Annotated in this window: 20 protein-coding genes; 16 read left to right on the forward strand and 4 right to left on the reverse strand. The window is 39.0% G+C overall.

From position 1 onward, the window contains the following. Nucleotides 1-28 precede the first annotated feature (28 nt). Nucleotides 29-1,069 (forward strand): 3-deoxy-7-phosphoheptulonate synthase, encoded by a 1,041-nt coding sequence (aroF, locus tag J2Z32_RS09365; RefSeq protein WP_210088895.1) that lies wholly within the window; start codon nucleotides 29-31, stop codon nucleotides 1,067-1,069. Between the two features lie 349 nt (nucleotides 1,070-1,418). Further along, nucleotides 1,419-2,843, forward strand: coding sequence for a type I glutamate--ammonia ligase (glnA, locus tag J2Z32_RS09370; RefSeq protein ID WP_210088896.1), 1,425 nt, complete (start codon nucleotides 1,419-1,421; stop codon nucleotides 2,841-2,843). Between the two features lie 126 nt (nucleotides 2,844-2,969). Here glnA and J2Z32_RS09375 read toward each other — a convergent pair whose 3' ends face one another. Next, the gene (locus tag J2Z32_RS09375; protein ID WP_210088897.1) at nucleotides 2,970-3,989 is read right to left on the reverse strand and encodes a LacI family DNA-binding transcriptional regulator; all 1,020 of its coding nucleotides are present in this window, start codon (nucleotides 3,987-3,989) and stop codon (nucleotides 2,970-2,972) included. Between the two features lie 426 nt (nucleotides 3,990-4,415). On the opposite strand from J2Z32_RS09375, the gene J2Z32_RS09380 reads away from it, so the two are divergent. The 9 genes from J2Z32_RS09380 to J2Z32_RS09420 all read left to right on the forward strand — a co-directional run bounded on the left by J2Z32_RS09380 (nucleotide 4,416) and on the right by J2Z32_RS09420 (nucleotide 15,782). After that, nucleotides 4,416-7,166 carry a GH36-type glycosyl hydrolase domain-containing protein gene (locus tag J2Z32_RS09380; RefSeq protein WP_210088898.1) on the forward strand — a complete coding sequence of 917 codons (2,751 nt, stop codon included), beginning with the start codon at nucleotides 4,416-4,418 and terminating at the stop codon, nucleotides 7,164-7,166. A gap of 61 nt (nucleotides 7,167-7,227) precedes the next feature. After that, nucleotides 7,228-8,148: a hypothetical protein gene (locus tag J2Z32_RS09385; RefSeq protein ID WP_210088899.1), complete on the forward strand. Its 921-nt coding sequence runs from the start codon at nucleotides 7,228-7,230 to the stop codon at nucleotides 8,146-8,148. Between the two features lie 137 nt (nucleotides 8,149-8,285). Next, nucleotides 8,286-9,386: a 3-phosphoserine/phosphohydroxythreonine transaminase gene (gene serC, locus J2Z32_RS09390; RefSeq protein WP_210088947.1), complete on the forward strand. Its 1,101-nt coding sequence runs from the start codon at nucleotides 8,286-8,288 to the stop codon at nucleotides 9,384-9,386. Between the two features lie 355 nt (nucleotides 9,387-9,741). Continuing rightward, the gene (trmL, locus tag J2Z32_RS09395; RefSeq protein WP_210088900.1) at nucleotides 9,742-10,206 is read left to right on the forward strand and encodes a tRNA (uridine(34)/cytosine(34)/5-carboxymethylaminomethyluridine(34)-2'-O)-methyltransferase TrmL; all 465 of its coding nucleotides are present in this window, start codon (nucleotides 9,742-9,744) and stop codon (nucleotides 10,204-10,206) included. A gap of 121 nt (nucleotides 10,207-10,327) precedes the next feature. Continuing rightward, entirely contained in the window at nucleotides 10,328-10,573 is a 246-nt protein-coding gene (locus tag J2Z32_RS09400; protein WP_210088901.1) for an AbrB/MazE/SpoVT family DNA-binding domain-containing protein, read from the forward strand. Nucleotides 10,574-10,794: 221 nt separating this feature from the next. After that, nucleotides 10,795-12,627: a UbiD family decarboxylase gene (locus tag J2Z32_RS09405; RefSeq protein WP_210088902.1), complete on the forward strand. Its 1,833-nt coding sequence runs from the start codon at nucleotides 10,795-10,797 to the stop codon at nucleotides 12,625-12,627. A gap of 226 nt (nucleotides 12,628-12,853) precedes the next feature. Beyond that, entirely contained in the window at nucleotides 12,854-13,930 is a 1,077-nt protein-coding gene (locus J2Z32_RS09410; protein WP_342453940.1) for a FecCD family ABC transporter permease, read from the forward strand. A gap of 4 nt (nucleotides 13,931-13,934) precedes the next feature. Then, nucleotides 13,935-14,696, forward strand: coding sequence for an ABC transporter ATP-binding protein (locus J2Z32_RS09415; protein WP_210088903.1), 762 nt, complete (start codon nucleotides 13,935-13,937; stop codon nucleotides 14,694-14,696). Nucleotides 14,697-14,714: 18 nt separating this feature from the next. Then, the gene (locus J2Z32_RS09420) at nucleotides 14,715-15,782 is read left to right on the forward strand and encodes an ABC transporter substrate-binding protein (protein WP_210088904.1); all 1,068 of its coding nucleotides are present in this window, start codon (nucleotides 14,715-14,717) and stop codon (nucleotides 15,780-15,782) included. Nucleotides 15,783-15,956: 174 nt separating this feature from the next. Here J2Z32_RS09420 and J2Z32_RS09425 read toward each other — a convergent pair whose 3' ends face one another. Further along, complete coding sequence (locus J2Z32_RS09425; protein ID WP_210088905.1) at nucleotides 15,957-17,024, reverse strand: phosphodiester glycosidase family protein; 1,068 nt, start codon at nucleotides 17,022-17,024, stop codon at nucleotides 15,957-15,959. Next, on the reverse strand, nucleotides 17,021-17,434 hold the full coding sequence (locus J2Z32_RS09430; RefSeq protein ID WP_210088906.1) for a hypothetical protein: 414 nt from the start codon (nucleotides 17,432-17,434) through the stop codon (nucleotides 17,021-17,023). Before J2Z32_RS09430 ends, J2Z32_RS09425 begins: the two co-directional genes overlap by 4 nt. Before the next feature lie 105 nt (nucleotides 17,435-17,539). Here J2Z32_RS09430 and J2Z32_RS09435 point away from each other — a divergent pair, with 105 nt between their 5' ends. After that, complete coding sequence (locus tag J2Z32_RS09435) at nucleotides 17,540-18,664, forward strand: aminotransferase-like domain-containing protein (protein WP_210088907.1); 1,125 nt, start codon at nucleotides 17,540-17,542, stop codon at nucleotides 18,662-18,664. Here the strand turns inward: J2Z32_RS09435 and J2Z32_RS09440 are convergent. Further along, nucleotides 18,645-19,430, reverse strand: a complete 786-nt coding sequence (locus J2Z32_RS09440) for a DUF2161 domain-containing phosphodiesterase (RefSeq protein ID WP_210088908.1) — start codon at nucleotides 19,428-19,430, stop codon at nucleotides 18,645-18,647. The genes J2Z32_RS09435 and J2Z32_RS09440 overlap by 20 nt on opposite strands. A 213-nt stretch (nucleotides 19,431-19,643) precedes the next feature. Here J2Z32_RS09440 and J2Z32_RS09445 point away from each other — a divergent pair, with 213 nt between their 5' ends. The 4 genes from J2Z32_RS09445 to J2Z32_RS09460 all read left to right on the forward strand — a co-directional run bounded on the left by J2Z32_RS09445 (nucleotide 19,644) and on the right by J2Z32_RS09460 (nucleotide 24,208). After that, complete coding sequence (locus J2Z32_RS09445) at nucleotides 19,644-21,539, forward strand: PrkA family serine protein kinase (RefSeq protein ID WP_210088909.1); 1,896 nt, start codon at nucleotides 19,644-19,646, stop codon at nucleotides 21,537-21,539. A gap of 246 nt (nucleotides 21,540-21,785) precedes the next feature. Beyond that, the gene (locus J2Z32_RS09450; RefSeq protein WP_210088910.1) at nucleotides 21,786-22,640 is read left to right on the forward strand and encodes a transporter substrate-binding domain-containing protein; all 855 of its coding nucleotides are present in this window, start codon (nucleotides 21,786-21,788) and stop codon (nucleotides 22,638-22,640) included. A 196-nt stretch (nucleotides 22,641-22,836) separates the two neighbouring features. Next, a complete protein-coding gene (locus J2Z32_RS09455; RefSeq protein WP_210088911.1) occupies nucleotides 22,837-23,499 on the forward strand; it encodes an amino acid ABC transporter permease in 663 nt (220 codons plus the stop codon). Further along, complete coding sequence (locus J2Z32_RS09460; RefSeq protein ID WP_210088912.1) at nucleotides 23,486-24,208, forward strand: amino acid ABC transporter ATP-binding protein; 723 nt, start codon at nucleotides 23,486-23,488, stop codon at nucleotides 24,206-24,208. Before J2Z32_RS09455 ends, J2Z32_RS09460 begins: the two co-directional genes overlap by 14 nt. Nucleotides 24,209-24,721: the final 513 nt, after the last annotated feature.

Raw genomic sequence — 24,721 nt, forward strand, 5'->3', positions numbered from 1 at the left:
TGCTTTAAATATGAGAGGATGATTGATTATGATCGTTATTACTTCCAATCAAACGCCACAAGAGCGTGTACAGGAAATTATTGCTTTGATTGAAAAAGAAGGACTTCAAGTTCATGTTTCTCGTGGCAGTGATCGGACTGTAATTGGCTTGATTGGTAGCATCGAGCCAAAGTTAGCGGAGCATTTACGTCAATTAAAAGATGTTGAAAGTGTAATTAAAATTTCAAAATCATATAAACTAGCAAGTCGTGAATTCCATCCAGAAAACACTGTAATTGAAATTGGCGATGTAAAAATTGGTGGTGGCGAGCTTGTAGTTATGGGTGGTCCTTGTGCAGTAGAATCACCAGAGCAAATTGATGAAATTGCTAGACTTGTGAAGGCAGCAGGCGGGCAGGTATTGCGTGGGGGTGCATTTAAACCTCGTACAGGCCCTTATAGCTTCCAAGGGGTAGGCGTTGAAGGTTTAGAAATGATGGCTAACGCAGGCAAAAAACATGGATTACTTACAATTACTGAGGTCATGACCCCTGAATATGTTGATGTATGTGCGGAATACGCAGATATTTTGCAGGTAGGTACACGTAACATGCAGAACTTTGACCTTCTACGTAAATTAGGTACGTGCAACAAAGCGGTTTTATTGAAACGTGGATTTAGTGCGACATATGATGAGTTTTTGAATGCAGCAGAATATATTCTTGCGGGTGGCAATCCAAATGTCATGTTATGTGAGCGTGGTATTCGTACGTTTGAGCAATACACTCGTAATACACTTGATTTAGCGGCAATTCCTGTGTTACAAGGCTTAAGTCACTTGCCTGTTATCTCTGACCCAAGCCATGGTACGGGGCGTCGTGAGCTTGTAGAGCCAATGACCAAGGCTTCCGTAGCAGCTGGAGCAGATGGCTTAATTATTGAGATGCATACGGATCCAGATAACTCAATGACAGGAGATGGCGTACAATCTTTATTCCCAGATCAATTTGCTGCTTTGTTGCGTGATTTAGAACAATTAGCGCCATTACTTGGTAAAACCTTTGCAACACCAAAAAGTGCTGTGCTCTAATTTGGTTTAAATTAAAAATGTCCTTTGTAAGGGAGTGTCCCTCTACAAAGGACATTTTTTTATTAGTTATAGATAGATCATTTTTAAAATTTAATCATGAAATGTTAAACTGAAGATCGTGTTTTACTGGGGTCTTAAAATAAGGCTGGGAACTGCTGGAACTGTACTTTTATACTATTTGTCGAGAAATTTGTACTGAATGTAATAAAAGCTAACATGAGGCATAAAAATACCTAACATGGGTATTGACGATGACTTTTTACGGTTTTATAATGACGACAGAATACGTAAAAAGGATGAACGTTAGGGGGTAAACTATAGCCTAATGTTCGTGATTGGGGGAAATCAAATGTCAGCAGAGCAAGTTCTTAAAGCAATTAAAGAGAAACAAATTGAGTGGGTCGATTTCCGTTTTACTGATTTGTCTGGACGCACACACCACATTACTTTACCGGCTAAAGAAGTCGATGAAGATACATTTGTGAATGGAGTTGCTTTTGACGGTTCATCTATCCCAGGGTTTCGTGGCATTGAAGAATCGGATATGGTGATGATGCCAGACCCGACATCTACTTATGTGGATCCCTTTACTGCACACCCAACGTTAAATGTATTGTGCGATATTTATACACCTGATGGAGACCGTTATGAGCGTGACCCACGTAGTATTGCTACTCGCGCTGAAGATTATCTAAAAACAAGTGGTGTAGGAACTGCAGCATTTTTTGCACCTGAATCTGAATTTTTCATTTTTGATGATGTGCGTTATGAAAGTGGGATGAACAAATCGTTTTATGCTGTAGATTCTGAGGAAGCGGTTTGGAACTCTGGACGTGCAGAGGAAGGCGGAAATACAGGCTTTAAAATCCCTGTCAAGGGAGGATACGTTCCAGTTGCTCCAATGGATCAACAACAGGATATACGCAGTGAAATGTGCCGCTTGTTAGAGGATGCTGGACTTCGCATCGAACGTCATCACCATGAAGTAGCGACAGCAGGTCAAGCTGAAATTAACTTTAGATTTGATACACTACTCAAAACCGCTGATAACCTAACAAAATATAAATATATTGTTCACAATACAGCAGTTCAATTTGGTAAAACGGCAACGTTTATGCCTAAGCCATTGTTTGGAGATAACGGAAGTGGGATGCACGTTCACCAATCTATCTTTGATGGCGACACCCCTTTGTTTTATGAAAAAGGTGCTTATGCTAACTTGAGTGAGATGGCACTTCATTATATCGGTGGTATTTTGTATCATGCCCCTGCATTGATTGCATTTACGAACCCAAGTACCAACTCCTTCAAACGTCTTGTTCCGGGCTATGAAGCACCAGTAAACTTAGTTTATTCTAAAGGTAATCGCTCTGCGGCTGTGCGTATCCCAGTTGCTGCGGTAACACCAAAGGGCTGTCGGATTGAGTTCCGTACCCCAGACTCTACAGCTAATCCTTACCTAGCATTTTCCGCCATGCTTATGGCTGGACTTGATGGTATCAAACGTAAAATTGATCCACAGGCTGCTGGATATGGACCTTTTGATAAAAATATTTATGAGTTACCTGAGGAAGAAAAAGCAGGGATTCGTAGTGTTCCGGGTTCTTTAGAGGAAGCACTTCATGCACTTGAAGCAGATTCTGAATTTTTAACTGAAGGTGGCGTATTTACAAAGGAATTCATTGCTAATTATATTGACTTCAAACGTGCTGAGGCAAGAAGTGTAGCAATCCGTGTCCATCCTCATGAATTCAGCTTGTATTACGATATGTAATCGAGTGACTAATAAATCCAATAACTAATCAGTAATCTAAAAAAGCTGTTCTGATTACAGAACAAAACCCTAGCTATCCATGCGAACTCTTAGCAGAGTTTCGTAGATAGCTAGGGTTATTTTATTTTAATCCATATTTCCTCCGCCACAGGATGCTCGAATTATAAGCTCAGGCTCAACAACGATATTACTCGCTTCGGCTTGATTGTTAATAAGATCAAATAACATTAATGCAGCAAGCTTACCGATTTTTTCTTTGTTTTGCCGAATCGTTGTAATCGTAGGTGTAGTATATTGACACGCTTCAATATCATCACAGCCAATAATCGCGATATCCTTAGGTACCTCAAGCGAAGCTTCCTTTAATGCTCGCATGGCACCAATAGCAAGTAAATCTGAAGCAGCAAAGATCGCTCTAGGAATATGGCCACGCTTCATCATCGTTTTCATTGCTTCATATCCACTTGCCTCAAAAAACGTATCGCCATTCATAAACCACGTATCGTGAATCGTAAGGCCAAAGCTTTCAATTGCATTTTTATATCCCTTTTCTCTAATGTTGGAGATATGAGATTCCATGGTGCTCCCAATGTAGCCTAACTTACGATAGCCTTGTAAATAAAAATGCTCCACTACCTTGTAAGCCATGTTGAAATTGTCAGACATAATATAGCCTGATGTTTTCCCTGTTAGTTCGATGTCTACACCAATACAAGGAATTTCGCTCTGATCTAATTCATAGATTGAGGGCTCTAATTGCTGCCCTGTTACGATGATACAGCCATCCACTTGGAAATGTCGGCATCTAGCCAAATAATCACCGTCTACTGTATGAGACTTTTCATTTGAAAAAAATAATAAATCATATCCTAATACGCCCATCTGCTTCTTAAAAGAGTTAAGCACCTCGATAAAAAAGGGATGTGTGAAATCAATATTTAATTTTCCGGCAAAGATGACCCCAATAAGATTAGATCTTTTAGTTGCTAATGTTTTAGCTGAATTAGAAGGGACGTAACCAGTTTCCTTCATAATTTGGAGAACCCTCGTTTTTGTCTCCTCTGAAATATCACTATAGTTATTCATAATCTTTGAGACGGTAGAGACGGATACACCTGCCAGCTCAGCTATTTTTTTAATATTCATTTTCAATAGTACCCTCCTCCATCACAAGCAGTACACTCAATTAATACAAGTATAAGATAGCTATTTTAAGAAAGAAAATTTGTCTTTGCCTTATTTAAAGGAAAAACAAGAACTGAGCGAAAATTTTCGTAAATTAGTGTACCTTAATTAAACCACCACGTCAATGTATAGCGTATAACTAAAGACTAAAATGAACGGTTTATAAATCATTTAAAGAAATGAAAATTTATCAAATAAGCAGAAAATAAAGGGTTAATAAGAGGGCGGCAGCAGTGTGACAATTGTAGTAAATATAACTTTACAAAATAAAAAATCAGTGTAATAATTTCACTAACGAAACCGTTTTCGTAAAATATCAAATTTTAAACATAATATCCGAAAATTTTTTCGGAAAACTATATATATTTTAAAATGGAGGATTGGCAAATGACACAAGAAAGCTGGCGCTTTAAGGATCGCCATGGTGTTTTTCAATTAAAGCATGGGGACGAAAGTAATTATTTGTATTTTCCGCTTGTGAACGAAGCAGGGATGATGTCTGCGGTCACACCTACACTTCATGGTAGCATCACCTCAGGACATAACACATTTTTAATGGAGCCAATCTCTGTAGAATCCCTTCATAATTCCAACGCAGCGAGAAACTTTTGGCTGTTTGTTGAGGGTGAAGGGGCATGGTCTGTTAGTGGGAATTCTGCACAGCAGCAAGGATTAAAATTTAGTGGGCAAGAGGAGGAAAGTGAGATTGAGGCTGGATTTCTCTGGCATAAGCTTACGAGAAAACATAAAAAGCTTGGCTTAAAAGCTGAAACAACCAATATTGTTCCCCCAAGTGAGGATCAAGTTGAATTGATGAAGGTGAAAATTACAAATACATCTACGGAGGCAATTACGTTTACGCCAACCTCTGCCATCCCATTGTATGCTCGGTCTGCGGATGATTTACGTGATCATCGTCACGTCACCTCATTGCTTCATCGAATATATACCTTATCGTATGGCATCACTGTTAAACCAACGTTATCATTTGATGAGCGTGGGCATCGGGTGAATCATAAAACCTATACGGTACTTGGGGCAGAAGGTCAGGGGAAAAGTCCTATTGGCTTTTTTCCAATCGTGGATGATTTTATTGGTGAAGGTGGCTCATTTAGTTGGCCCAAAGCTGTTGTTGCTAATATGGAGCCAACGGCACATACAGGGGAAGTCATTGAGGGTTATGAGGCCGTAGGTGGCATACGTTTTGCTACTGTAGAGCTGGCTCCAGGACAGTCCATAAGCTATATTACAATGATGATGATTGCTGATGGTGATATTGAAGGTCATGAATTAAGAAATAAATATTTATCGGAACAGCAATTTGACACTTGGCTTACATTAACAGAGCAATATTGGAATGATAAGCTAGACGTATTGTCGTTCCAATCTGGTGATTCTGATTATAATTTATGGCTGAAATGGGTCACAATCCAGCCTATTTTGAGAAGATTATATGGTAATTCCTTTTTACCTTATCATGATTATGGACGTGGGGGACGTGGCTGGCGTGATTTGTGGCAGGATTGTCTAGCATTAATGGTCATGGAGCCTGCAGAGGTACGTAATTTACTAATTAATAATTTTGCTGGTGTTCGTATAGATGGTAGTAATGCAACCATTATTGGGAGCCAGCCAGGTCAATTTATTGCTGATCGCAACAACATTCCACGAGTGTGGATGGATCATGGCGCATGGCCGCTATTAACTACACTCCTGTATATTCATCAGTCTGGTGATGTAGATATATTGCTTCAGCCGCAAACGTATTTTAGTGATGCCTTTCATCGACGTTGTCAGGTGAAGGATAAAGAATGGAATGTAAATCAAGGTAATCATCTGGTAGATCAACATGGACATATATATAAGGGTACAATTATTGAACATATGATATTGCAAAATATAACTCCATTTTTTCATGTGGGTAAGCATGGAAATATCAAGCTGGAGGGCGCAGACTGGAATGATGGCCTGGATCTTGGTGCAGATCATGGAGAAAGTGTAGCATTTACAGCTTTTTACGCTAGTAATTTAAAAGAAATTGTCAAGCTATTACTAGACGTGCATGATCGCAGCAACATTCAAAAAATAGCATTAGCCGAGGAAATGACTATTTTACTAGACACGTTGTCTCACCCTATCGATTATAACAGTATTGATGCGAAGCAAGCGTTGCTTGAACGCTATTATGATAGCCTAATGCCTTCGATAAGTGGCAAACAGCTTGAATTGGATATTGTTCAGGTTGCTAATGACCTTCATCAGAAATCGATGTGGTTAACAGAGCATCTTCGTACAAATGAGTGGATTGGAAATCAAGAAGGATACAGCTGGTATAACGGTTATTACAATAATGATGCTAAACGAGTAGAGGGGGATCATCCTAACGGGGTTCGTATGACCTTAACAGGTCAGGTGTTCCCGATTATGGGCGGTGTAGCAACAGATGAGCAGGTTAAAGAAATAATTACTGCTGTGAATCGTTATTTAAAGGATGAAGAGATTGGATATCGGTTAAATTCTAATTTTGGAGAGATTCAACAAAATTTAGGTAGAGCGTTTGGTTTTGCTTTTGGGCATAAAGAAAATGGTGCGATGTTTAGTCACATGACTGTGATGTATGCTAATGCACTTTATAAACGAGGTTTTGTTCAAGAGGGGTATGATGTTCTTAACTCTATTTACAAGTTATCTGCTAATTTCCCTGTCAGTCGGATGTATCCTGGTGTTCCAGAATATATTAACGCCAAGGGACGTGGGATGTACACGTATTTGACGGGTTCTGCAAGCTGGTTATTGTTAACTGAACTAACAGAGGCGTATGGTGTGAAGGGGCTTTATGGCGATTTGCAGTTAGAGCCGAAGCTATTAGCACAGCAATTTGACCAAGAAGGACTAGCAGTGGTAGAAACGCTATTTGCAGATCGAAAACTACGAATTGAATACGAAAATGTGGATCGGCTTGATTATGGTAAATATCAAATTAATAAATACGAAATTATGCTGAATGGCAATAAAGTGAGCAGCCTGCCACAGGAGCAAGTAAATTCAGAATTCAAATGTGTTCTTCCACGTGCTTTATTTACTGAACTTGATACAGGTCAAAGCCATACGTTAAAAGTGAAGCTAGGGCGTGTCTGAAAACTCGCCAATAGTTAAATTTAATTGGATGATTCTAGTTAATTTAAATGAAAGGGTAGCGATGCTCATGTCCTACCAGCTTATGAATGATAAGCTAGCTGTACAAATTGCATTTCCCGGAAAATATCAAGGTGCCCGCTTTGATTGGACTGGTTTTATTACTGGAATTGAGTTATTGGACGGGAGTCATCAATATTGTGTCCCTGAAAGTCTAATAGAAGTTGAAGGAACAAACGGAATAGGTTTATGTAATGAGTTTGGGATGTCTCAGGGGATTGGTTATGATGAAATCTTACCCACCCAGCAATTTTCGAAAATAGGCGTTGGTTTACTAACTAAACCAGATAATCGACAATATCAATTTGATTTCCCTTACACTATTGAACCTTATGAGGTGATTGTGGAGCAGATTAATGCTGCAACAATTAAATTTATTAGCTTACCTAAACCTTGTCAGGGTTATGCCTTTCAGCTTGAAAAACAATTGACACTAATCGAAAATTCACTACACATTCACTATGAGCTGCATAATGTAGGTGACTTAAAGCTACACACAACTGAATATTGTCATAATTTTATTGGTATTGATAACCATGTTATTAGTGATGAGTACATGTTGAAATTTCCTTTTCAAATTAAACCTACTTATGATGATCCAAACACAATCCAAAATCTTATTTTTACTGAGCTGCAAACTAGCACTCTAATCTCGTGGAAACAGCCAGCAGTTTCTCCCTTTTATTTTCGTTCTAATACACCAACGAAGTTAAAATCTCCTTGGATATGGGAATTGATTCATCAGCCAAGTGGGGTCGGAATACGTGAAATAAGTCAATTTCCACTCAAAAATGTTGCGGTTTGGGGGAGCGGGCATGTCATTTCTCCAGAAACCTTTATTGAGATTGAGGTTGCGCCAGGAGATGTATTTAAATGGACACGAAGCTATGAATTTTTTCACTTCTCTGCCTTGATAAAGCGTTAATGTGTCAATTCTGCAAACAATTACTCTTTTAATGCAATATTTTCTTGATGAAGCCAGAAATAGTTGCTATCATTATGTTTATCCAAATGTGGACAAGAAGGATTAAACATGAACTGTTGAAACAAACAGATGAGAGGATGGGGGAAGCAGTGAGTAAGAGAGCTTATAATTTTAATGCTGGACCTGCGGCATTGCCGCTTGAAGTGTTGGAACGTGCACAAGCTGAATTTGTGGATTATCAGGGTACAGGAATGTCAATTATGGAGATGTCTCATCGTGGTGCAGTGTATGAGAAAGTTCATAATGAGGCGGCAAGCCGCTTGCTTAATTTGCTTGGTAACCCTGAAGGCTACAAGGTATTATTTCTACAAGGCGGGGCATCCACGCAATTTGCGATGGTTCCTATGAACTTATTGACAGCAGGTAAAAGTGCTGGTTATGTGAAATCTGGAAGCTGGGCAAATAAGGCGATTAAAGAAGCGAAGCTGATTGGGGATACTTTTGTCGCTGCTTCTTCTGAAGAGCAAAAATATTTAGCGATGCCTGATTTAAGTCAGCTTGACTTACCAGAAAATACCGCTTATCTCCATGTTACCTCCAATGAGACGATCGAAGGAACACAAATTCATAAGTTTCCAAGCACAGGTAATATCCCATTAGTAGCGGATATGTCTAGTGATATTTTTTGTAGACCATTTGATCTAAATCAGTTTGGGCTTGTGTATGCAGGTGCTCAGAAAAACCTAGGTCCTTCTGGTGTAACGGTTGTATTAGCACGCGAGGAATTGGTGCAAAATTCACCGTCCCATTTGTCCACTATGTTACGTTATGATACACATACTGATAACAATTCCTTGTACAATACACCACCATCTTTTGGGGTTTACATGATCAATGAGGTCCTTAAATGGATTGAGGAGCAAGGCTCCTTACAAGGGGTTGAACAAAAAAACAATGAAAAAGCAAGCTTGCTTTATAACACGATTGATCAAAGTGGTGGCTTCTATCGTGGTTGTGCAGATGTGAATAGCCGTTCTATTATGAACGTTACTTTCCGTCTAGGCTCTGAGGAGCTTGAAAAACAATTTGCGAAGGAATCAGAACAAGAAGGTTTTGTGGGCTTAAAGGGACACCGCAGTGTAGGGGGACTTCGTGCTTCCATTTATAATGCTGTACCATATAGCAGTATCAAAGCCTTAACTGACTTTATGAATCATTTCCAACAAAAAAATGGTTAAGCATACACATTAATATTAAAAAGAGTAAATTTAAAAGGCTCAACTTAGAAATTAGTGGTGGACAGGAAGCAAAAATAGCGAAGGGGTAGAGGGATGGTGGAGAAGTGAACACGTCCGCCTTTACAGCCTGTTTTTCAACCGATAAATATTTAATTCAAGAAAATCAGGCTGTAACAGGGGTCGAAGCCACCCTCTGCTACGTAGCCTCCCACCCCAAAGATTGTCAAGCACTGATTAATATGTTGAGCCTTAAAAATATACGAAAATTACTAAAAACCTTTTGCTGTTTGACGGCGAAAGGTTTTTGCATTAAAATGTAGTAATTTGCAACTAAAGGTTTGGGGTGAATAAGAAAATGGCTTTACATATTGTACTTGTTGAACCGGAAATTCCTGCAAATACAGGAAATATTGCAAGAACATGTGCGGCAACAGGCGTCCATCTTCACTTGGTACGGCCACTTGGCTTTCGTACAGATGATGCCACTTTAAAGCGGGCAGGTCTTGATTATTGGTATGCGGTGAATATTGAATATCACGATTCTTTTGCTGAAGTCGAAGAAAAGTATAAGGGAAGCAGATTCTTTTTCTCTACTACAAAAGCAACCAAAAGATATAGTGATTTTACGTTTCAGGATGGGGACTTTTTTGTATTTGGTAAAGAGACCAAAGGATTGTCACCCGAAATTTTACAAAACCATCCAGATACCCTGATGCGTTTGCCCATGACAGATAAAGTTCGATCGCTAAATTTGTCGAATTCTGCTGCAATTGTTGTATATGAGGCGCTAAGACAGTTAAATTTTGAAAATATGAATTAATTATTCACAATTTTTGTCGAAACGTAGCAGGAATTAAGAAATTAATGGCGAAATATAGGAAGATCGATTTACTAATTATTTTACATATTTGTGTATTATAACAGGAGAGGTGTGCAAAATTATGAAACCGGCTGGTGTGGTTCGTAAAGTAGATCAATTGGGGCGTATTGTGTTGCCTAAATCTTTACGTAAAAGATATCAAATGAATGAAGGAGATCCTGTAGAGATTTTAGTACAAGGAGATCATATTATTCTTGAAAGATATCGCCCTAAATGTGTATTTTGTGGTTCAATGGTAGAAGTTTCTGAATTTAAGGAACGTACAATTTGTTCTCAGTGTATGACTGAAATGAACCAATTTGCATAATTTTCACGTAAGTGAATTATGCTACACACATGACGCATCCAAGAAATTGGGTGCGTTTTTTGCTTTTTCAGCATTTGTTTAAAGCTAGCTCATTTGACAACAACTATGAATTCCTTTTAACTTAAATAGATAGCTTAAATAAAGCTAATGATTGCAATGAATGACTAGATATTATTAAATTTCTTACTAATGAAAATACAAGATAGATTGGAGCTTATGGCATGTACCGCAGTTTAGAGGATTGTGTAAATGATTTAGAAAGACATGGTCACTTAATCCGAGTTAAGGAGGAGGTAGATCCTTATCTTGAAATGGCTGCCATTCATATGAAGGTGTATGAGGCTGGGGGTCCTTCCCTTTTATTTGAAAATGTAAAGGGCACTAAATTTCGTGCCGTTTCTAATTTATTTGGGACTATGGAACGTAGTAAATTTATGTTTAGAGATACACTTGAGTCTGCGCAATCTGTCATTAATTTAAGAGGCAATCCGATGCAGGCTTTAAAAAATCCTTTTAAGCATGTAAAAACAGCATTTTCAGCTCTTCATGCCTTGCCTTGGAAAACGGAGGGGCAACGTCCCGTTATGGCACAGGAAATTAACATATCTGATTTACCTATGATCAAGCATTGGCCGATGGATGGGGGGGCTTTTATTACGTTACCTCAGGTCTACTCTGAAGATCCAGAGCATCCTGGTATTATGAATTCTAATCTAGGAATGTATCGGATTCAGTTAGACGGAAATGATTATGAGCTAGATCATGAGGTTGGCTTGCATTATCAGATTCATCGTGGGATTGGTGTGCATCAGCATAAAGCAACATTGCAAGGAAAACCACTGAAGGTGAGTATTTTTGTAGGAGGCCCACCAGCACATACGATAGCTGCAATTATGCCACTTCCTGAAGGATTAAGCGAAATGACCTTTAATGGTTTGCTCTCAGGACGTCGTTTTCGGTATAGCTATGTGGACGGCTATTGTATTAGTAATGATGCGGATTTCGTAATTACAGGCGAAATATATCCTGAAGGTACGAAGCCTGAAGGCCCTTTTGGTGATCATTTAGGTTACTATAGTCTTGTTCATCCCTTTCCTGTTATGAAGGTGCATAAAGTATATGCAAGACAAAATGCGATTTGGCCATTTACGGTAGTAGGAAGACCACCACAGGAGGATACGTCATTTGGTGAATTAATTCATGAAATTACAGGTGATGCGATTGGTCAAGAAATCCCTGGGCTAAAAGAAGTACATGCAGTGGATGCAGCAGGAGTTCATCCGTTGTTATTTGCAATTGGGAGTGAGCGGTATACCCCTTATCAACAAACAAAGCAACCCGCAGAGCTGTTAACATTAGCTAATCGAGTTTTGGGAACGGGTCAGCTTAGTTTAGCAAAATACTTATTTATCACTGCAGAAGAGGATCAAAAACTAAGCACACACAATATTGAGCATTTTGTAACCTATATCCTTGAGCGCATGGATTTGCATCGTGATATTCATTTTCATACTAATACAACGATCGATACGCTTGATTATTCTGGCTCTGGATTAAACCAAGGAAGTAAAGTCGTATTTGCAGCTTATGGCGATCAAAAAAGAACGTTGTGCACAGAGGTGCCAAGTACATTACGACAGCTTCGTGGCTATGACTCTGCTAAGCTAGTAATGCCAGGTATTGTGGCATTGCAAGGGCCTACCTTTACAGACTATGAAAATGAGCAAAATGAGATGAATACATTAGGACAAGAATTGGCAAACAGAGGTGGACTTGAGGGTTGCCCAATGATCATTTTATGTGATGATGCTTCTTTCCTTAGTGAGGATATAAAAAACTTCCTATGGGTCACTTTTACGAGAAGCAATCCATCCCATGATATATATGGTGTAAATAGCGGGTATCGGTTCAAGCATTGGGGATGTGACCAAATGATTATAGACGCTCGTACTAAGCCACACCAGGCTCCACCATTGGTTGCTGATCCTGCGGTAGAGAAATCAATTGAGCGATTATTTGTTAAAGGTGGTAGCTTAGCGCAAGTAAAAATTTAAGATACCTATTAGTTATCTAAAGCTGCGTAAAAATAACTATAAAATGTAAAAAAGATATCTCATAAACCTGAAAAGGCGCTGGAGATATCTTTTTTATTTTGTCAAAAAATCATGAGAAATTCAAATTATGGATTGTAATTTTAACTAATTCATCGTATATTATGATAATGATTATCAATATCAAGATGATTATCATTTGTGAGCTTTTACATAAGGAGGTGAATTCGTGAGTAATCCACGCGTGGATCAAAGGCTTGGTAACTGGTATTACGTTTTTATTTTTGTTTTGTTAGGTTTGATTGCCGTTTCAGCAGTATTCTCTGTCTCCATCGGACAAGTTCATATTCCCTTTGATCAAGCGATGAATATTATGCTTCATTCCGTTACAAATGGACATTTTGGGTCAATCGAGCATATTGACAACCCATCATTTTTAAATATTATTTTGCAGGTTCGGATGCCTAGAGTTATCTTCGCTTTGCTGATTGGAGTAGGCTTATCTCTATGTGGTGTCGTTATGCAGGCGGTAGTTCAAAACCCACTTGCTGATCCTTACATACTTGGCATTTCCTCAGGGGCATCACTTGGGGCAACCTTTGCAATTTTAGTTGGATTTGGAAGTAGTGCAATACTATCGCAATTCGGGATCGCCTTTGGTGCGTTTACAGGTGCGTTAATTACAGCGTTTGGGGTGCTGGTCTTGTCTAGCATCGGTGGCAGAGCAACCTCTGTCAAGCTAGTTTTGTCAGGTGTGGTGATTGGGGCTTTATGTAGTGCATTTTCAAGTCTCATCGTTTATTTTGCTAACAATGCGGAAGGGATTAAATCAGTTACCTTTTGGTCAATGGGAAGCTTGGCATCTGCAAGCTGGGACAAAACTCCGATTCTAGCGGTTGTTATTGTTGTGGGTGTGGCTTTATTTCTTTCACAATACCGCGTATTAAATACAATGCTGTTAGGAGACGAATCGGCTGTTACATTAGGCATTAATTTAAGTGTTTACCGCAAATTATATATGATTGCTACGGCATTAATTACGGGCACGATGGTTGCGTATTCGGGCATGATCGGCTTTGTTGGCTTAATTATTCCGCATATTGCTAGAGGTGTATTTGGTGCGGACCATCGTAAATTGACGTTAGCTACGTTGCTATTAGGCGGATTGTTTTTAATCTGGTCAGACATTTTATCCAGAACGCTAATCCAAAATGTGGAGTTACCCATTGGCATTATTACTTCTGTCATTGGCTCGCCATTATTTATTTATATGATTGTTAAAAAAGGCTACAATTTCGGAGGGTAATGCAATGGAATTAACTGCAAACGAAATCGGAATTACGCTTGGCAAAAAGGATATTGTTAAAAACGTTTCAGTATGGGTCAAAGCAAAGCAATTTGTAGGGCTAATTGGACCCAATGGCTGTGGCAAATCTACTTTATTAAAAAGTATTTATAAAAGCTTAGTACCCCAAAATGGAACTGTTTTTTTAGGTGATCTTGATCTACTGAAAACCTCTGAGAAAAAGGTATCTCAACAGTTAGGGGTAGTGAGCCAATTTAATGAAATGCATTTTGATTTAACGGTGCTTCAGATGGTCATGTTAGGACGTACACCACATAAAAAGATGCTTGAAAGCGATAAGAGAGAAGATTATGACATTGTAGAGGATGCATTACAAAGGACTAATTTAATAACGTACAAGGATCGCAGCTTTTTGTCCCTATCTGGTGGTGAAAAGCAACGGGTGATTTTAGCTCGTACAATTGCACAGCAGCCACAATTTATGATTTTGGACGAGCCAACAAATCACTTGGATATTCGGTATCAGCTTGAAATTTTATCCTGTGTAAAAGGCTTAAACATTGGTGTGCTAGCCGCACTCCATGATTTAGAAACTGCTGCTTATTATTGTGATTATTTATATGCGATTAAAGACGGTGAAGTATATACGCATGGAACACCACAAGAGGTGTTAACGCCGGAAACGATCGAATCGCTTTATCAAGTAAAATGCCAAACATACATTAATCCAGTTACAAAAGGATTGAGCTTTGCATACGGAATTTAATTTAGGGGGAACATTTTCATGAAAAGAAATCTAGTAATGGTAACGGCAACTTTATTAGCTATAGTATTGGTGTTAAGTGCTTGTGGGAGTAAAAATGATGCCAAAACAACGGATACCACAAAAGTGAATAGTAATGTAGCTAGCAATACTCAACAGGAATCTACTCAAACGAGTTATCCGCTCACCATCCAAAACTATAAAAAAGTCGAAGGTGGAACGACATGGGAAAAGAAAGATCAGGTGTTTGATAAGACGCCCGAAAGAGTGTTGACAACGACCAAGCCTGCCGCAGAATTACTATTACATTTAGGCTTAGCTGATAAAATTGCTGCTGTTGGTGCTGATTTTGGAGAAGCGGATCAAACAGTGTCAGCGGAGTATGAAAAATTAAAAAAATTAAGTACTGGCTATATTAACAAAGAGGTTGCGCTTGGTGTTAATCCTGATCTGATTTTTGGCCGTGGCGGCTTGTTTGATAATGCTGATTGGGGTGTAGGTACCGTTGATAGCATAAATGATATGGGTGTAAAAACGTATGTACTAGAGTCCTCTGTGACAGGGAGCACTTATGAATCTGTCTATAAGGATATTGAAAATGTAGGGAAAATCTTTAATGTACAGGAAAAGGCTGCGAGCTACATTAAGGAATTACAGGCAAGACAACAAGGAATTGAAAGCAAATTGGCGACGATTACTGATTCTAAAACGTTTGTCTACTTACACATGTCTGATGACAAAGAAGTTGTTGTTTATCCAGCAGGGAATGAATCCTTTTTAAATGATTCGATGAAAATGGTGAAGCTGACTAATGCTTTTGATGGGCAAACTGCGGACGTGGGCATAGAGACCTTAATTGCTACTGACCCAGATGTGTTAATTATTCCAAATTGGACAGCAACAGGGGGAGCAACGCCTGATAAAATTAAAGAAGGCTTATATAATAACCCTAAGTTATCCAGTATGAAGGCGATTAAAAATAAACAAATTTACGCTGTAGAATACAACTATTTATTTGGATATGGGTACAATACGATTGATGGTATGGAGATTTTAGCGAAGGAAATGTACCCGGATTTGTTTAAATAATATAAATTAAATGTGAAACAAACTAAAAAGAGATATATCTTAAAGAGAAAAAATCCTCTAAAGATATATCTCCATTTGTGTACTCATTTGAACTAGTTGTTGACCATCACCCTCAACTAGCGAAAAGAGACTTCCATCTCCATAGGGTCATCCATTAATTCGTATATAGTTCCTCTATTTAAAAAATAGAAAATGAGTAGGTACAGCTCTTAGACTGCCATCAGAAGGACGATTCACAACTCGACTGTTAACAACAAGGGAGGAGGAGCCACCGCCATCTAAATTGTAGGCATTTTGTACGCCCCATTTGACCATTCTGCCTTGTAATTCCTCTAGCGTCGCTCCTGAGCCACCTCTTTCATCATAACCATCCACGACAAAAACAATGAGTTGGTCATCCTTATAGTTGCCAATGACTGTACGTGGTGCGCGTAATGGTGAGGTTTTCCACTTATCCGGGATGGTCGTTTTATTTCCATTTTGCATAAGCACGGGGACAAAAGAAGCTCCAAATACAGGTCCAAGTGAATCAAGCTGAGCTTGTTGACTAAATTTGCCGCCAATAAGCTTACCTTGTTCATTTAAGCCTACAAAAAATAAATCCTTGTATGTAGGTTCGAAGCCTCCAACATATTTTTTATCCAAAACGGTAGTGCTTAATGGATAACGTTGCCCTTTGCTATCTGCAAACCCACCCGCATTAATTCCTGCAACTGCGCCAGATCGCTGAACCGCCTGTAGTGTCGTTTCGGCAGCACCAAGCTTGTCCTTGGCTAACACCATTTTCATGGCATCCGCCGATTTGAGCTTGATTTTCATCGCATAACCTTCATAGGTACCTGGCTTAACCTTGTACATCTCAATTCGAATTTTATCACTTTGGATGTTGGCATACGGCGTTCCCAGCTTTGTTGTAATCCGATTATTATAGATGTTCTCTGGCTGCTCCGCTGTTTTTTTCGATAACTGGTTAATTGATTTCATCGTAGACGTCGTTTTGTTATACAAATCGACAGTTTTTTTCATCGAAGCGCTTATACTGCGTGCTAAGTTTTCGGAATGCTGTAACTCCTCGTTAATACTGACTAACTGGTTGGATAACGTCTCAGGCTCAGACAAACTTTCATTCACAGCTAATAATTGAATCGTTACTCCACTAATTACAAGTCCAATGAATAGTCCAAGCAAGGGACCTGCTAATAATAAGAAGAAACGATTTATTTGTTTATGTGGTGCAATCATTTTAATAAGTCCATTTGTGCTTGAAGCTTAGAAAGCTGCTTCTTTACATCATTTAATTGAGAATAGAGCTTGTTACTGTTATCCGTTTTGTCATTGCTATTATCTTTAGTGAAGGTGAGCAACTCGTTAAATGTCTGGACTTTGCCCTCTAGCTCCGTTACCTGAGCAGTGAGAAGTTCTATTTTTGCCGCGTTGTCCTTTTTCATGGTGTTAATTTCCTGAGTCATTTGTAAATTGAGTTGTTCCAGCATCGATTTCTTCATATAGTTACTATATAGCACTGTTGCTGTAGCACCTAAAATAATTAAAACGATCCAAGTTATTAAAACATTTTTTACGGAAGGCCTCCGATTTCGCCTGTTGTTTGGTGAAGCCAGAGTTGTTGGTGTAGGCTCCGTAGGGTAAGACATTACAATCACCTCTCTATGATTTCCAGCTATTATTTTAACATGACCCTATTCTATTATCAAAAAGCTAACCTAGTTTTCCTATTTTATGGGAGAGGGGAAAGAGGAATGGAAGTGTGGCTCGACGAGTTAGTACAACAGCTGCCTGCTCATGTTTTGCAAACGGTAAAGAGACATAAAAAACGAGGGACAATGATCTCATTTGCTCAAAATTGTGGGGATGGAGGTGTGGTGCTACCACGAGATTGGGGCGCAAATAGACTGAATGGAGATGAACTACAAAGCTGGTTGTTATCGTGGATTAAGACACATTTTATGGGTAACAGCACTGTGGATAAATTATGGATTGCAACAAGTATTGAAAAGTTGTGGAGTCAATTACTAGCGCAGCTTATAGAACGTGCTGAACAAATCTGGATCGTGCCTCCCTTGGCCCCGGAAGTTACTAGATTACTGAAAGATAAAAAAGCAAACATTAAAATAATAAAACCGCCTGCTCAGCTAGACTGGCTTCAGCGGCAATTTAATCTCCAAGCTCCTGCTTGTATCATTGCAGGGTCAGGTTCACAGCAAGTTATTAACTGGCTAAATGATAGTGAAGTAACTAAATTCATCAATTGTAACAAACTCCCTATTATCATTGATCAAACCACTACTCTACATCCCATCATACTCCCACAATCGCCATTTACGTATAACATTTATTCTTTGCAAAAATTATGGTTCCCTGATATTTCGTTAGCTTGGATAGTAGGAACGGAAGAAGTGAAGTCACTTGCAGAACATAATGATGATTTTATGAATGACAAGCAAGGGGTTGTGTCCGCACAACGGTTACATTACAAGCTCACTGATCCGTTATTTTCATGGGAAACTCATCTTTTACAGTTGGAGGAGATATATGAAGCAAGAGCCAAACTGATGCTACAGCTGATGGAAAGTGAGGAATGGCACCGATGTAAGGCTGACCAAGGGCACATTGTAAAGGAGGGGATATACATTTGGTTCCCTCTACGATCAGACTTACAAGCGCGTCATTTGCTTCAGGCAGCGATGCTACAAGGTGTTGACTTTTGGTACATTGCAAAAACATACAAAGAGGGTGATGGTGTTACTTGTCAGGAAGAGCAATGGTTACGTTTTAATTATGCGGCATACCCAGAGGCAATAATAAAAAAAGGAATAAGTATTTTGCAAGAGATTTTAGAAGATTTTACAGCTCGCTCTTGCTAACGTTGCTATCGTTACTATCACTGTCTTTGGTCGCCGCGGTGAGATCCCAGCCGGAAATGACGGATGCATATTGGGTTAAGCTTTCCAGCCCTAATGCACTAAGCTTATATTTTCCTTTAGCTATTCGCTCAAACCATCCATAATAGTTATCACGTAAAATGGCCCCTGTTGTTCCGATTCCGCTCTGTTCCTTCACTTGTCTTGGTGCCATAATTGCCCCATCTGCCATCACGAGTGCTATACGAAGTGCCTTTTCCCGATAAGCGGTCATTAGCTTAGTGCCGTAGCTTCCACCTACATTATAATCGCCTGAACGTTCTTTAAATTCGTGGACTAAACGGGCAGCACCCTTGGGGCTTTTACGAGGAGGGTTTCCAAGCACGCCCACAGCAAGGTTTTGTTGTGGTGTACACATGATCTCTACAAGAGGATTTTTTGTTTTATACAAGGTGACTGTAATAAAGCCAAGTCCTAACCTACGGCATAACGACGTAATATCAGACCAACGCTGATTGTGGGCTCCTTTTTTACTGCGGTTTTTTTCCACAGCCACGTAAACGTTGGAGGTTAATTTTTGTCTATCCAGTCCTTGCAGTAATAAAGCAAGCGTAAAGGTTTTTTTAATTTCTACAATTAAAGGCGTATCGCTTCCATCCTTCATTCCAACGAGATCACAATAACGCACCTCACCTTTGATTGTATAACCTCTTTGCTCAAAAAAATGTTTAAGTGGTGCATAGAGTTCACTTTCATTCATAACAGCCATAATTGAAATTGTCCTCTCCCTTGTCCATGCTTAGTTCACATTATAGTGTAGCATACAAATATGACATGTGGCTGAACATAAGAAGCTTTTAAAAAATGGTCAAGTATTGTTGTTTCCTTGCATAGGTATGTAATACACTTTTACAGATAATTTGCCCTTTACATATATCCGTAAAAGCTGTCCTGCAATCCACAAATGACAGGGGGTACTGGCATGGATATATTTGATCGCATTTCAGCCTATCGTGCGGAAAGTGATGCACTACAGTGGCGTGGAAATTTAAAAAGCTATCTAGAGTTGCTTGCAAAGGATCCTACACCTGCAATGACCGCTCATGCTAGAGTGTACGAAATGATCAAATCGTATGGGATCGAGGAAGTGGATGGTCGCAAACGATACGCCTTTTTTGAACAAGAAATATTTGGATTAGATCATGCGATTGAAAAGCTGGTGGAGGAATATTTTCATTCTGCAGCTCGAAGGTTAGATGTCCGGAAAAGAATATTGTTGCTAATGGGACCTGTTAGTGGTGGGAAATCAACAATCGTCACCTTGTTAAAGCGAGGGCTTGAGCAATACTCTCGAACGGAACAAGGTGCAGTGTATGCCATTGCAGGTTGTCCTATGCACGAAGACCCATTACATTTGATCCCACATGCTTTACGTCCGCATATTGAGCAGGAGTTAGGCATTAGAATTGAAGGGAACTTGTGTCCGATTTGTCAATTAAGATTAGAGCAGGAGTTCCAGGGGGATATTGAGCATGTTCCCGTTGAGCGTGTGCTTTTATCCGAGGATCGGAGAATTGGGATCGGTACGTTTAGTCCATCTGATCCTAAATCGCAGGATATTGCTGATTTAACTGGAAGTATTGATTTTTCAACCATTACGGAATTTGGGTCGGAATCTGATCCAAGAGCGTACCGGTTTGATGGGGAGCTAAATAAAGCGAATCGGGGTTTGATGGAGTTTCAGGAAATGTTAAAATGTGATGAAAAATTTCTATGGAATTTATTGTCCTTGACGCAGGAAGGGAACTTTAAAGCAGGACGATTTGCCTTAATAAGTGCTGATGAAATGATCGTTGCCCATACAAATGAAGCAGAATATAAAAGCTTTATTGCTAACAAAAAAAATGAAGCATTGCAATCGCGGATGATTGTGATGCCAATTCCTTATAATTTAAAGGTGTCTGAAGAAGAAAAAATTTATGCTAAGCTCATTAAGCAAAGTGATATGAACCATATTCACCTCGCCCCACACGCATTACGCTCTGCTGCCATTTTCTCTATTTTATCTAGGCTAAAGGAAAGCAAAAAACAGGGAGTAGACCTTGTTAAAAAAATGAGATTATATGATGGGGAAGAGGTAGAAGGCTTCAGGGACGCAGATTTAAAGGAATTGCAAACTGAATTTTTAGATGAAGGCATGTCGGGAATTGATCCGAGATATGTCATTAACCGCATTTCCAGCGCCCTAATTAAACAGGATGTCGCCTGCATGGGTGCACTTGATATTCTTCGTGCGATTAAAGATGGACTGGATCAACATGCTTCCATTGTGAAGGAGGATCGGGAACGTTATTTAAACTTTATTAATATTGCGCGTAGAGAATATGATGAGCTTGCCAAAAAAGAAGTGCAAAAAGCGTTTGTGTATTCGTATGAGGAGTCGGCTAAAACGTTATTTGATAACTATTTGGACAATATTGAAGCGTTTTGCAATTGGACTAAAATTCGAGATCCACTCACAGATGAGGAGCTTGATCCTGATGAACAATTAATGCGCTCTATCGAAGAACAGATTGGAATTTCTGAAAATGCGAAAAAGTCATTTCGTGAGGAAATTTTGATACGGATTTCAGCTTATTCTCGAAAAGGGCGTAAATTTCAATATCACCATCACGATCGCTTGCGCGAGGCGATTGAGAAAAAATTGTTTGCAGATTTAAAGGACATCGTTAAAATTACAACCTCAACCAAAACCCCAGACGAAAATCAATTAAAACGAATTAATGAAGTTAGTAAACGTCTGATTGATGAGCATGGGTATTGCCCTATTTGTGCCAATGAGCTGCTTCGCTATGTGGGAAGCTTGTTAAATCGTTAAATCTGGAGTGTTGAATTGAAGCGTTAGATCGATAATTGTAAAGTGTTAAAGTTATGATTGTGAATATTCAAATGACCCATGACATTCCTTAATAGGGGAGGTCATGGGTATTTTTTTAGCATAGAAATAAGGAAAATAGCAAACATTATTGGTAATTAAAAGTTACGAAATTAGCCTTTGCATATATATTCAAACTATATTATAATTAGTCAGGTTATCGATATTACAGTAGGGGGATCACAAAGAATGAAAAAATGGAGTCTTATTACATTAAGTTTAATTTTATCTGTTGTTATGTTAAGTGCATGTGGACAAAAAGCTGCTAAAAATACAGATTCAGATAAAGCAAACCAACCTAAAAATTCAACGACAAGTCAAGCAAGTGGTAGTGATCTTACGATTGAGTCTGGTAAATTAATTATTGGTCTTAGTGCAGATTTTCCACCTTATGAATTCCAAGTTAAATCATCTAATGGTACAAATGAAATTGTTGGTTTTGATGTAGAGATTGCAAAAGAAATTGCAAAAGACTTAGGTGTAGAGCTAGAAATTAAAGATATGCCTTTCTCTTCCGTATTAAATGAGCTTAAAGGCGAACGCATTGACTTGATCTTGTCTGGACTTAGCCCAACAAAAGAACGTAAAAAAGAAATTGATTTCTCTAACATTTATTACAAAGCAGAGCAAACAGTAGTGACTTTGGCTGAAAATAAAGATAACTTCAAAACGATGGATCAGCTTAAAGGTAAAAAAATTGGTGTGCAAATGGGCTCTATTCAAGAAGGAATTGCTAAAGAAATCGAAGGTGCAACATTAACTTCATTAGCTAAAAACTCTGACATCGTGATGCAATTGAAATCCGGCAGAGTAGATGTAGCAATTATGGAAGGTCCTGTTGCTAAATCCTTTGTGAATAATGTAGAAGGTTTAGTGATTACCGATGCAAAACCAGAGGCAGAAGAAGAAGGTTATGTGGTAGGCATTAAAAAAGGACACACCGAAATGGTGAATCAAGTAAATAAAACGTTAGACAGACTTAAAGCTGAAAATAAAATTGAGCAATTTGTGCTAGAAGCAACAGAGCTAGCTGAAAAAAAATAAAAAACGTAGTACAATAATGACCTAGACAGGAAAATGGCGGTTCAGGTCATTTTCTTTTTTAGTTTGTGGGGTTTTATTTTAGGTGTGAGTAAGAAATATGACAATTATAGTAGGAATTTAAATGAAGGCATGATTTATGCCTGGCGGTTTTAATGAAAGATCGTATTGTAAGTTTTGATGAGGAAGGAACATAGCTATGAAAATATTTGAGGTGTTTTGGGAGTACCGAGACTACTATTTATCTGGTCTACAATCTACTTTATTATTAGCCGCAATTGGGGTGTTGGGTGGCTTTATTGTAGGTATTATTGTGGCGTTAATGCGGATGTCTCGCTTAAAAGTATTAAGAGCAATCGGATCAATCTGGGTCGAAATTTTGCGTGGCACACCGATGCTTGTGCAATTATTTATTATTCATTATGGTTTGGTTGATGCATTAAATCTTAAATTTAGTCCACTGCAATCAGGGGCAATTACGCTAATTATTAATAGTTCTGCTTATTTGGCTGAAATTTTCCGCGCAGGGATTCAAGGTGTGGACCGTGGGCAAACGGAAGCTGCTCGTTCACTTGGGATGAGTCAAGGGATGACGATGCGTTTTATCGTGTTACCACAGGCGTTAAAAACGGTATTACCTGCAATCGGAAATGAATTTATTACGATTATTAAGGAATCTTCGATTGTATACTTAGTTGGCTTTGCAGAAATGATGTATCAAGCTAACAGTATCGTGACGATGACTTATGATGGCTTAACGCCTTATCTCGTAGTTGGTATTATGTACTTTATTCTAACCTTTACTTTATCTAAAATTTTGAGCTTGTTCGAAAGGAGGCTAATGAGTCGTGATCAACGTTAATGACTTGACCAAGAAGTTTGGTAAGCTTCAAATTTTGAATGGGATTAATCTGAATATTACAAAAGGTGAGGTTGTTGTTTTAATTGGACCGTCTGGATCAGGGAAAAGTACCTTTTTACGGTGTTTGAACCTGCTAGAAGTCCCTTCAGGTGGAACGATTACATTTGAAGGCCAAAATATTACAGATAAATCCTATAATATTAATTTGTCTAGACAAAAAATGGGCATGGTATTCCAGCATTTTAACCTATTCCCGCATAAAACCGTGCTTGAAAACATCACTATGGCACCAATTAAAGTGAAAAAATTAGACGTACAAAAGGCAAATGAAATTGCCATAAACCTACTGAAGACAGTTGGTTTAGAGGATAAAAAAGATGCCTATCCATCTCAGCTATCCGGTGGGCAAAAGCAACGGATTGCCATCGCGCGTGCGCTGGCGATGGAGCCACACGTTATGTTGTTTGATGAGCCTACCTCTGCACTTGACCCTGAAATGGTTGGAGAAGTACTAGACGTCATGAAAAAGCTTGCCGAAAACGGCATGACGATGGTGATCGTGACCCACGAAATGGGCTTTGCGCGTGAAGTTGGCGACCGCATCCTCTTCATGGATGGCGGAAAAATCGTAGAGCAAGGCACACCTGAAGAAGTGTTCGGCAATCCGAAGGAAACAAGAACACGTGACTTTCTTAGCAAGGTGTTATAATCGTAATAGTTTACGTATTAAATATTGCTATAGTTGAACTACCCTTAAACTAAAGCTCCTTCACTTGCTGGGAACATTCCCAGTAGGTGAAGGAGCTTTTTAATGTGTGACTTCAAACTGCTGATCAGTTCTAATAGCGCTCTGAGGAGCAGCTAGAGTTTTAGGAATGCCTGTAAGAAGTGAATGACATGGAAGGTGCAACGAAGTGAACACAGCTTTCATGAAGCTTAGAAGTAAAGATTTAGGACTGTTTGGAAGTAGAGAATAATATGGAAGGTGCAACGAAGTGAACACAGCTTCCATGAAGCTTTAGGGGTATAGTTTAGGTATGTTTAGAAGTAGAGAATAATATGGAAGGTGCAACGGAAGTGAACACAACTTCCATACTAACCAGTATTGTTGTGAGCTAAGCACAACCAGTCCAACCAAATAGGCGATTCCATATATGAAGAATCGCCCCTCAGTGATATGGAGTTGAGAAGAAGGAGGCTGACAAGCGGAGCGGGCGCATTT

The sequence above is a fragment of the Paenibacillus turicensis genome (assembly GCF_017873435.1).
Taxonomy (GTDB): domain Bacteria; phylum Bacillota; class Bacilli; order Paenibacillales; family Paenibacillaceae; genus Fontibacillus; species Fontibacillus turicensis.

Coding starts and splice junctions, on each gene's coding strand:
- J2Z32_RS09375 (WP_210088897.1), bottom strand. CDS start 3,989: ATGAATATTAAAAAAATAGCTGAGCTGGCAGGTGTATCCGTCTCTACC.
- glnA (WP_210088896.1), top strand. CDS start 1,419: ATGTCAGCAGAGCAAGTTCTTAAAGCAATTAAAGAGAAACAAATTGAG.
- J2Z32_RS09420 (WP_210088904.1), top strand. CDS start 14,715: ATGAAAAGAAATCTAGTAATGGTAACGGCAACTTTATTAGCTATAGTA.
- J2Z32_RS09400 (WP_210088901.1), top strand. CDS start 10,328: ATGAAACCGGCTGGTGTGGTTCGTAAAGTAGATCAATTGGGGCGTATT.
- J2Z32_RS09430 (WP_210088906.1), bottom strand. CDS start 17,434: ATGTCTTACCCTACGGAGCCTACACCAACAACTCTGGCTTCACCAAAC.
- J2Z32_RS09455 (WP_210088911.1), top strand. CDS start 22,837: ATGAAAATATTTGAGGTGTTTTGGGAGTACCGAGACTACTATTTATCT.
- J2Z32_RS09415 (WP_210088903.1), top strand. CDS start 13,935: ATGGAATTAACTGCAAACGAAATCGGAATTACGCTTGGCAAAAAGGAT.
- J2Z32_RS09440 (WP_210088908.1), bottom strand. CDS start 19,430: ATGGCTGTTATGAATGAAAGTGAACTCTATGCACCACTTAAACATTTT.
- J2Z32_RS09405 (WP_210088902.1), top strand. CDS start 10,795: ATGTACCGCAGTTTAGAGGATTGTGTAAATGATTTAGAAAGACATGGT.
- J2Z32_RS09435 (WP_210088907.1), top strand. CDS start 17,540: ATGGAAGTGTGGCTCGACGAGTTAGTACAACAGCTGCCTGCTCATGTT.
- J2Z32_RS09380 (WP_210088898.1), top strand. CDS start 4,416: ATGACACAAGAAAGCTGGCGCTTTAAGGATCGCCATGGTGTTTTTCAA.
- J2Z32_RS09445 (WP_210088909.1), top strand. CDS start 19,644: ATGGATATATTTGATCGCATTTCAGCCTATCGTGCGGAAAGTGATGCA.
- trmL (WP_210088900.1), top strand. CDS start 9,742: ATGGCTTTACATATTGTACTTGTTGAACCGGAAATTCCTGCAAATACA.
- J2Z32_RS09385 (WP_210088899.1), top strand. CDS start 7,228: ATGCTCATGTCCTACCAGCTTATGAATGATAAGCTAGCTGTACAAATT.
- serC (WP_210088947.1), top strand. CDS start 8,286: ATGGGGGAAGCAGTGAGTAAGAGAGCTTATAATTTTAATGCTGGACCT.
- J2Z32_RS09450 (WP_210088910.1), top strand. CDS start 21,786: ATGAAAAAATGGAGTCTTATTACATTAAGTTTAATTTTATCTGTTGTT.
- aroF (WP_210088895.1), top strand. CDS start 29: ATGATCGTTATTACTTCCAATCAAACGCCACAAGAGCGTGTACAGGAA.
- J2Z32_RS09425 (WP_210088905.1), bottom strand. CDS start 17,024: ATGATTGCACCACATAAACAAATAAATCGTTTCTTCTTATTATTAGCA.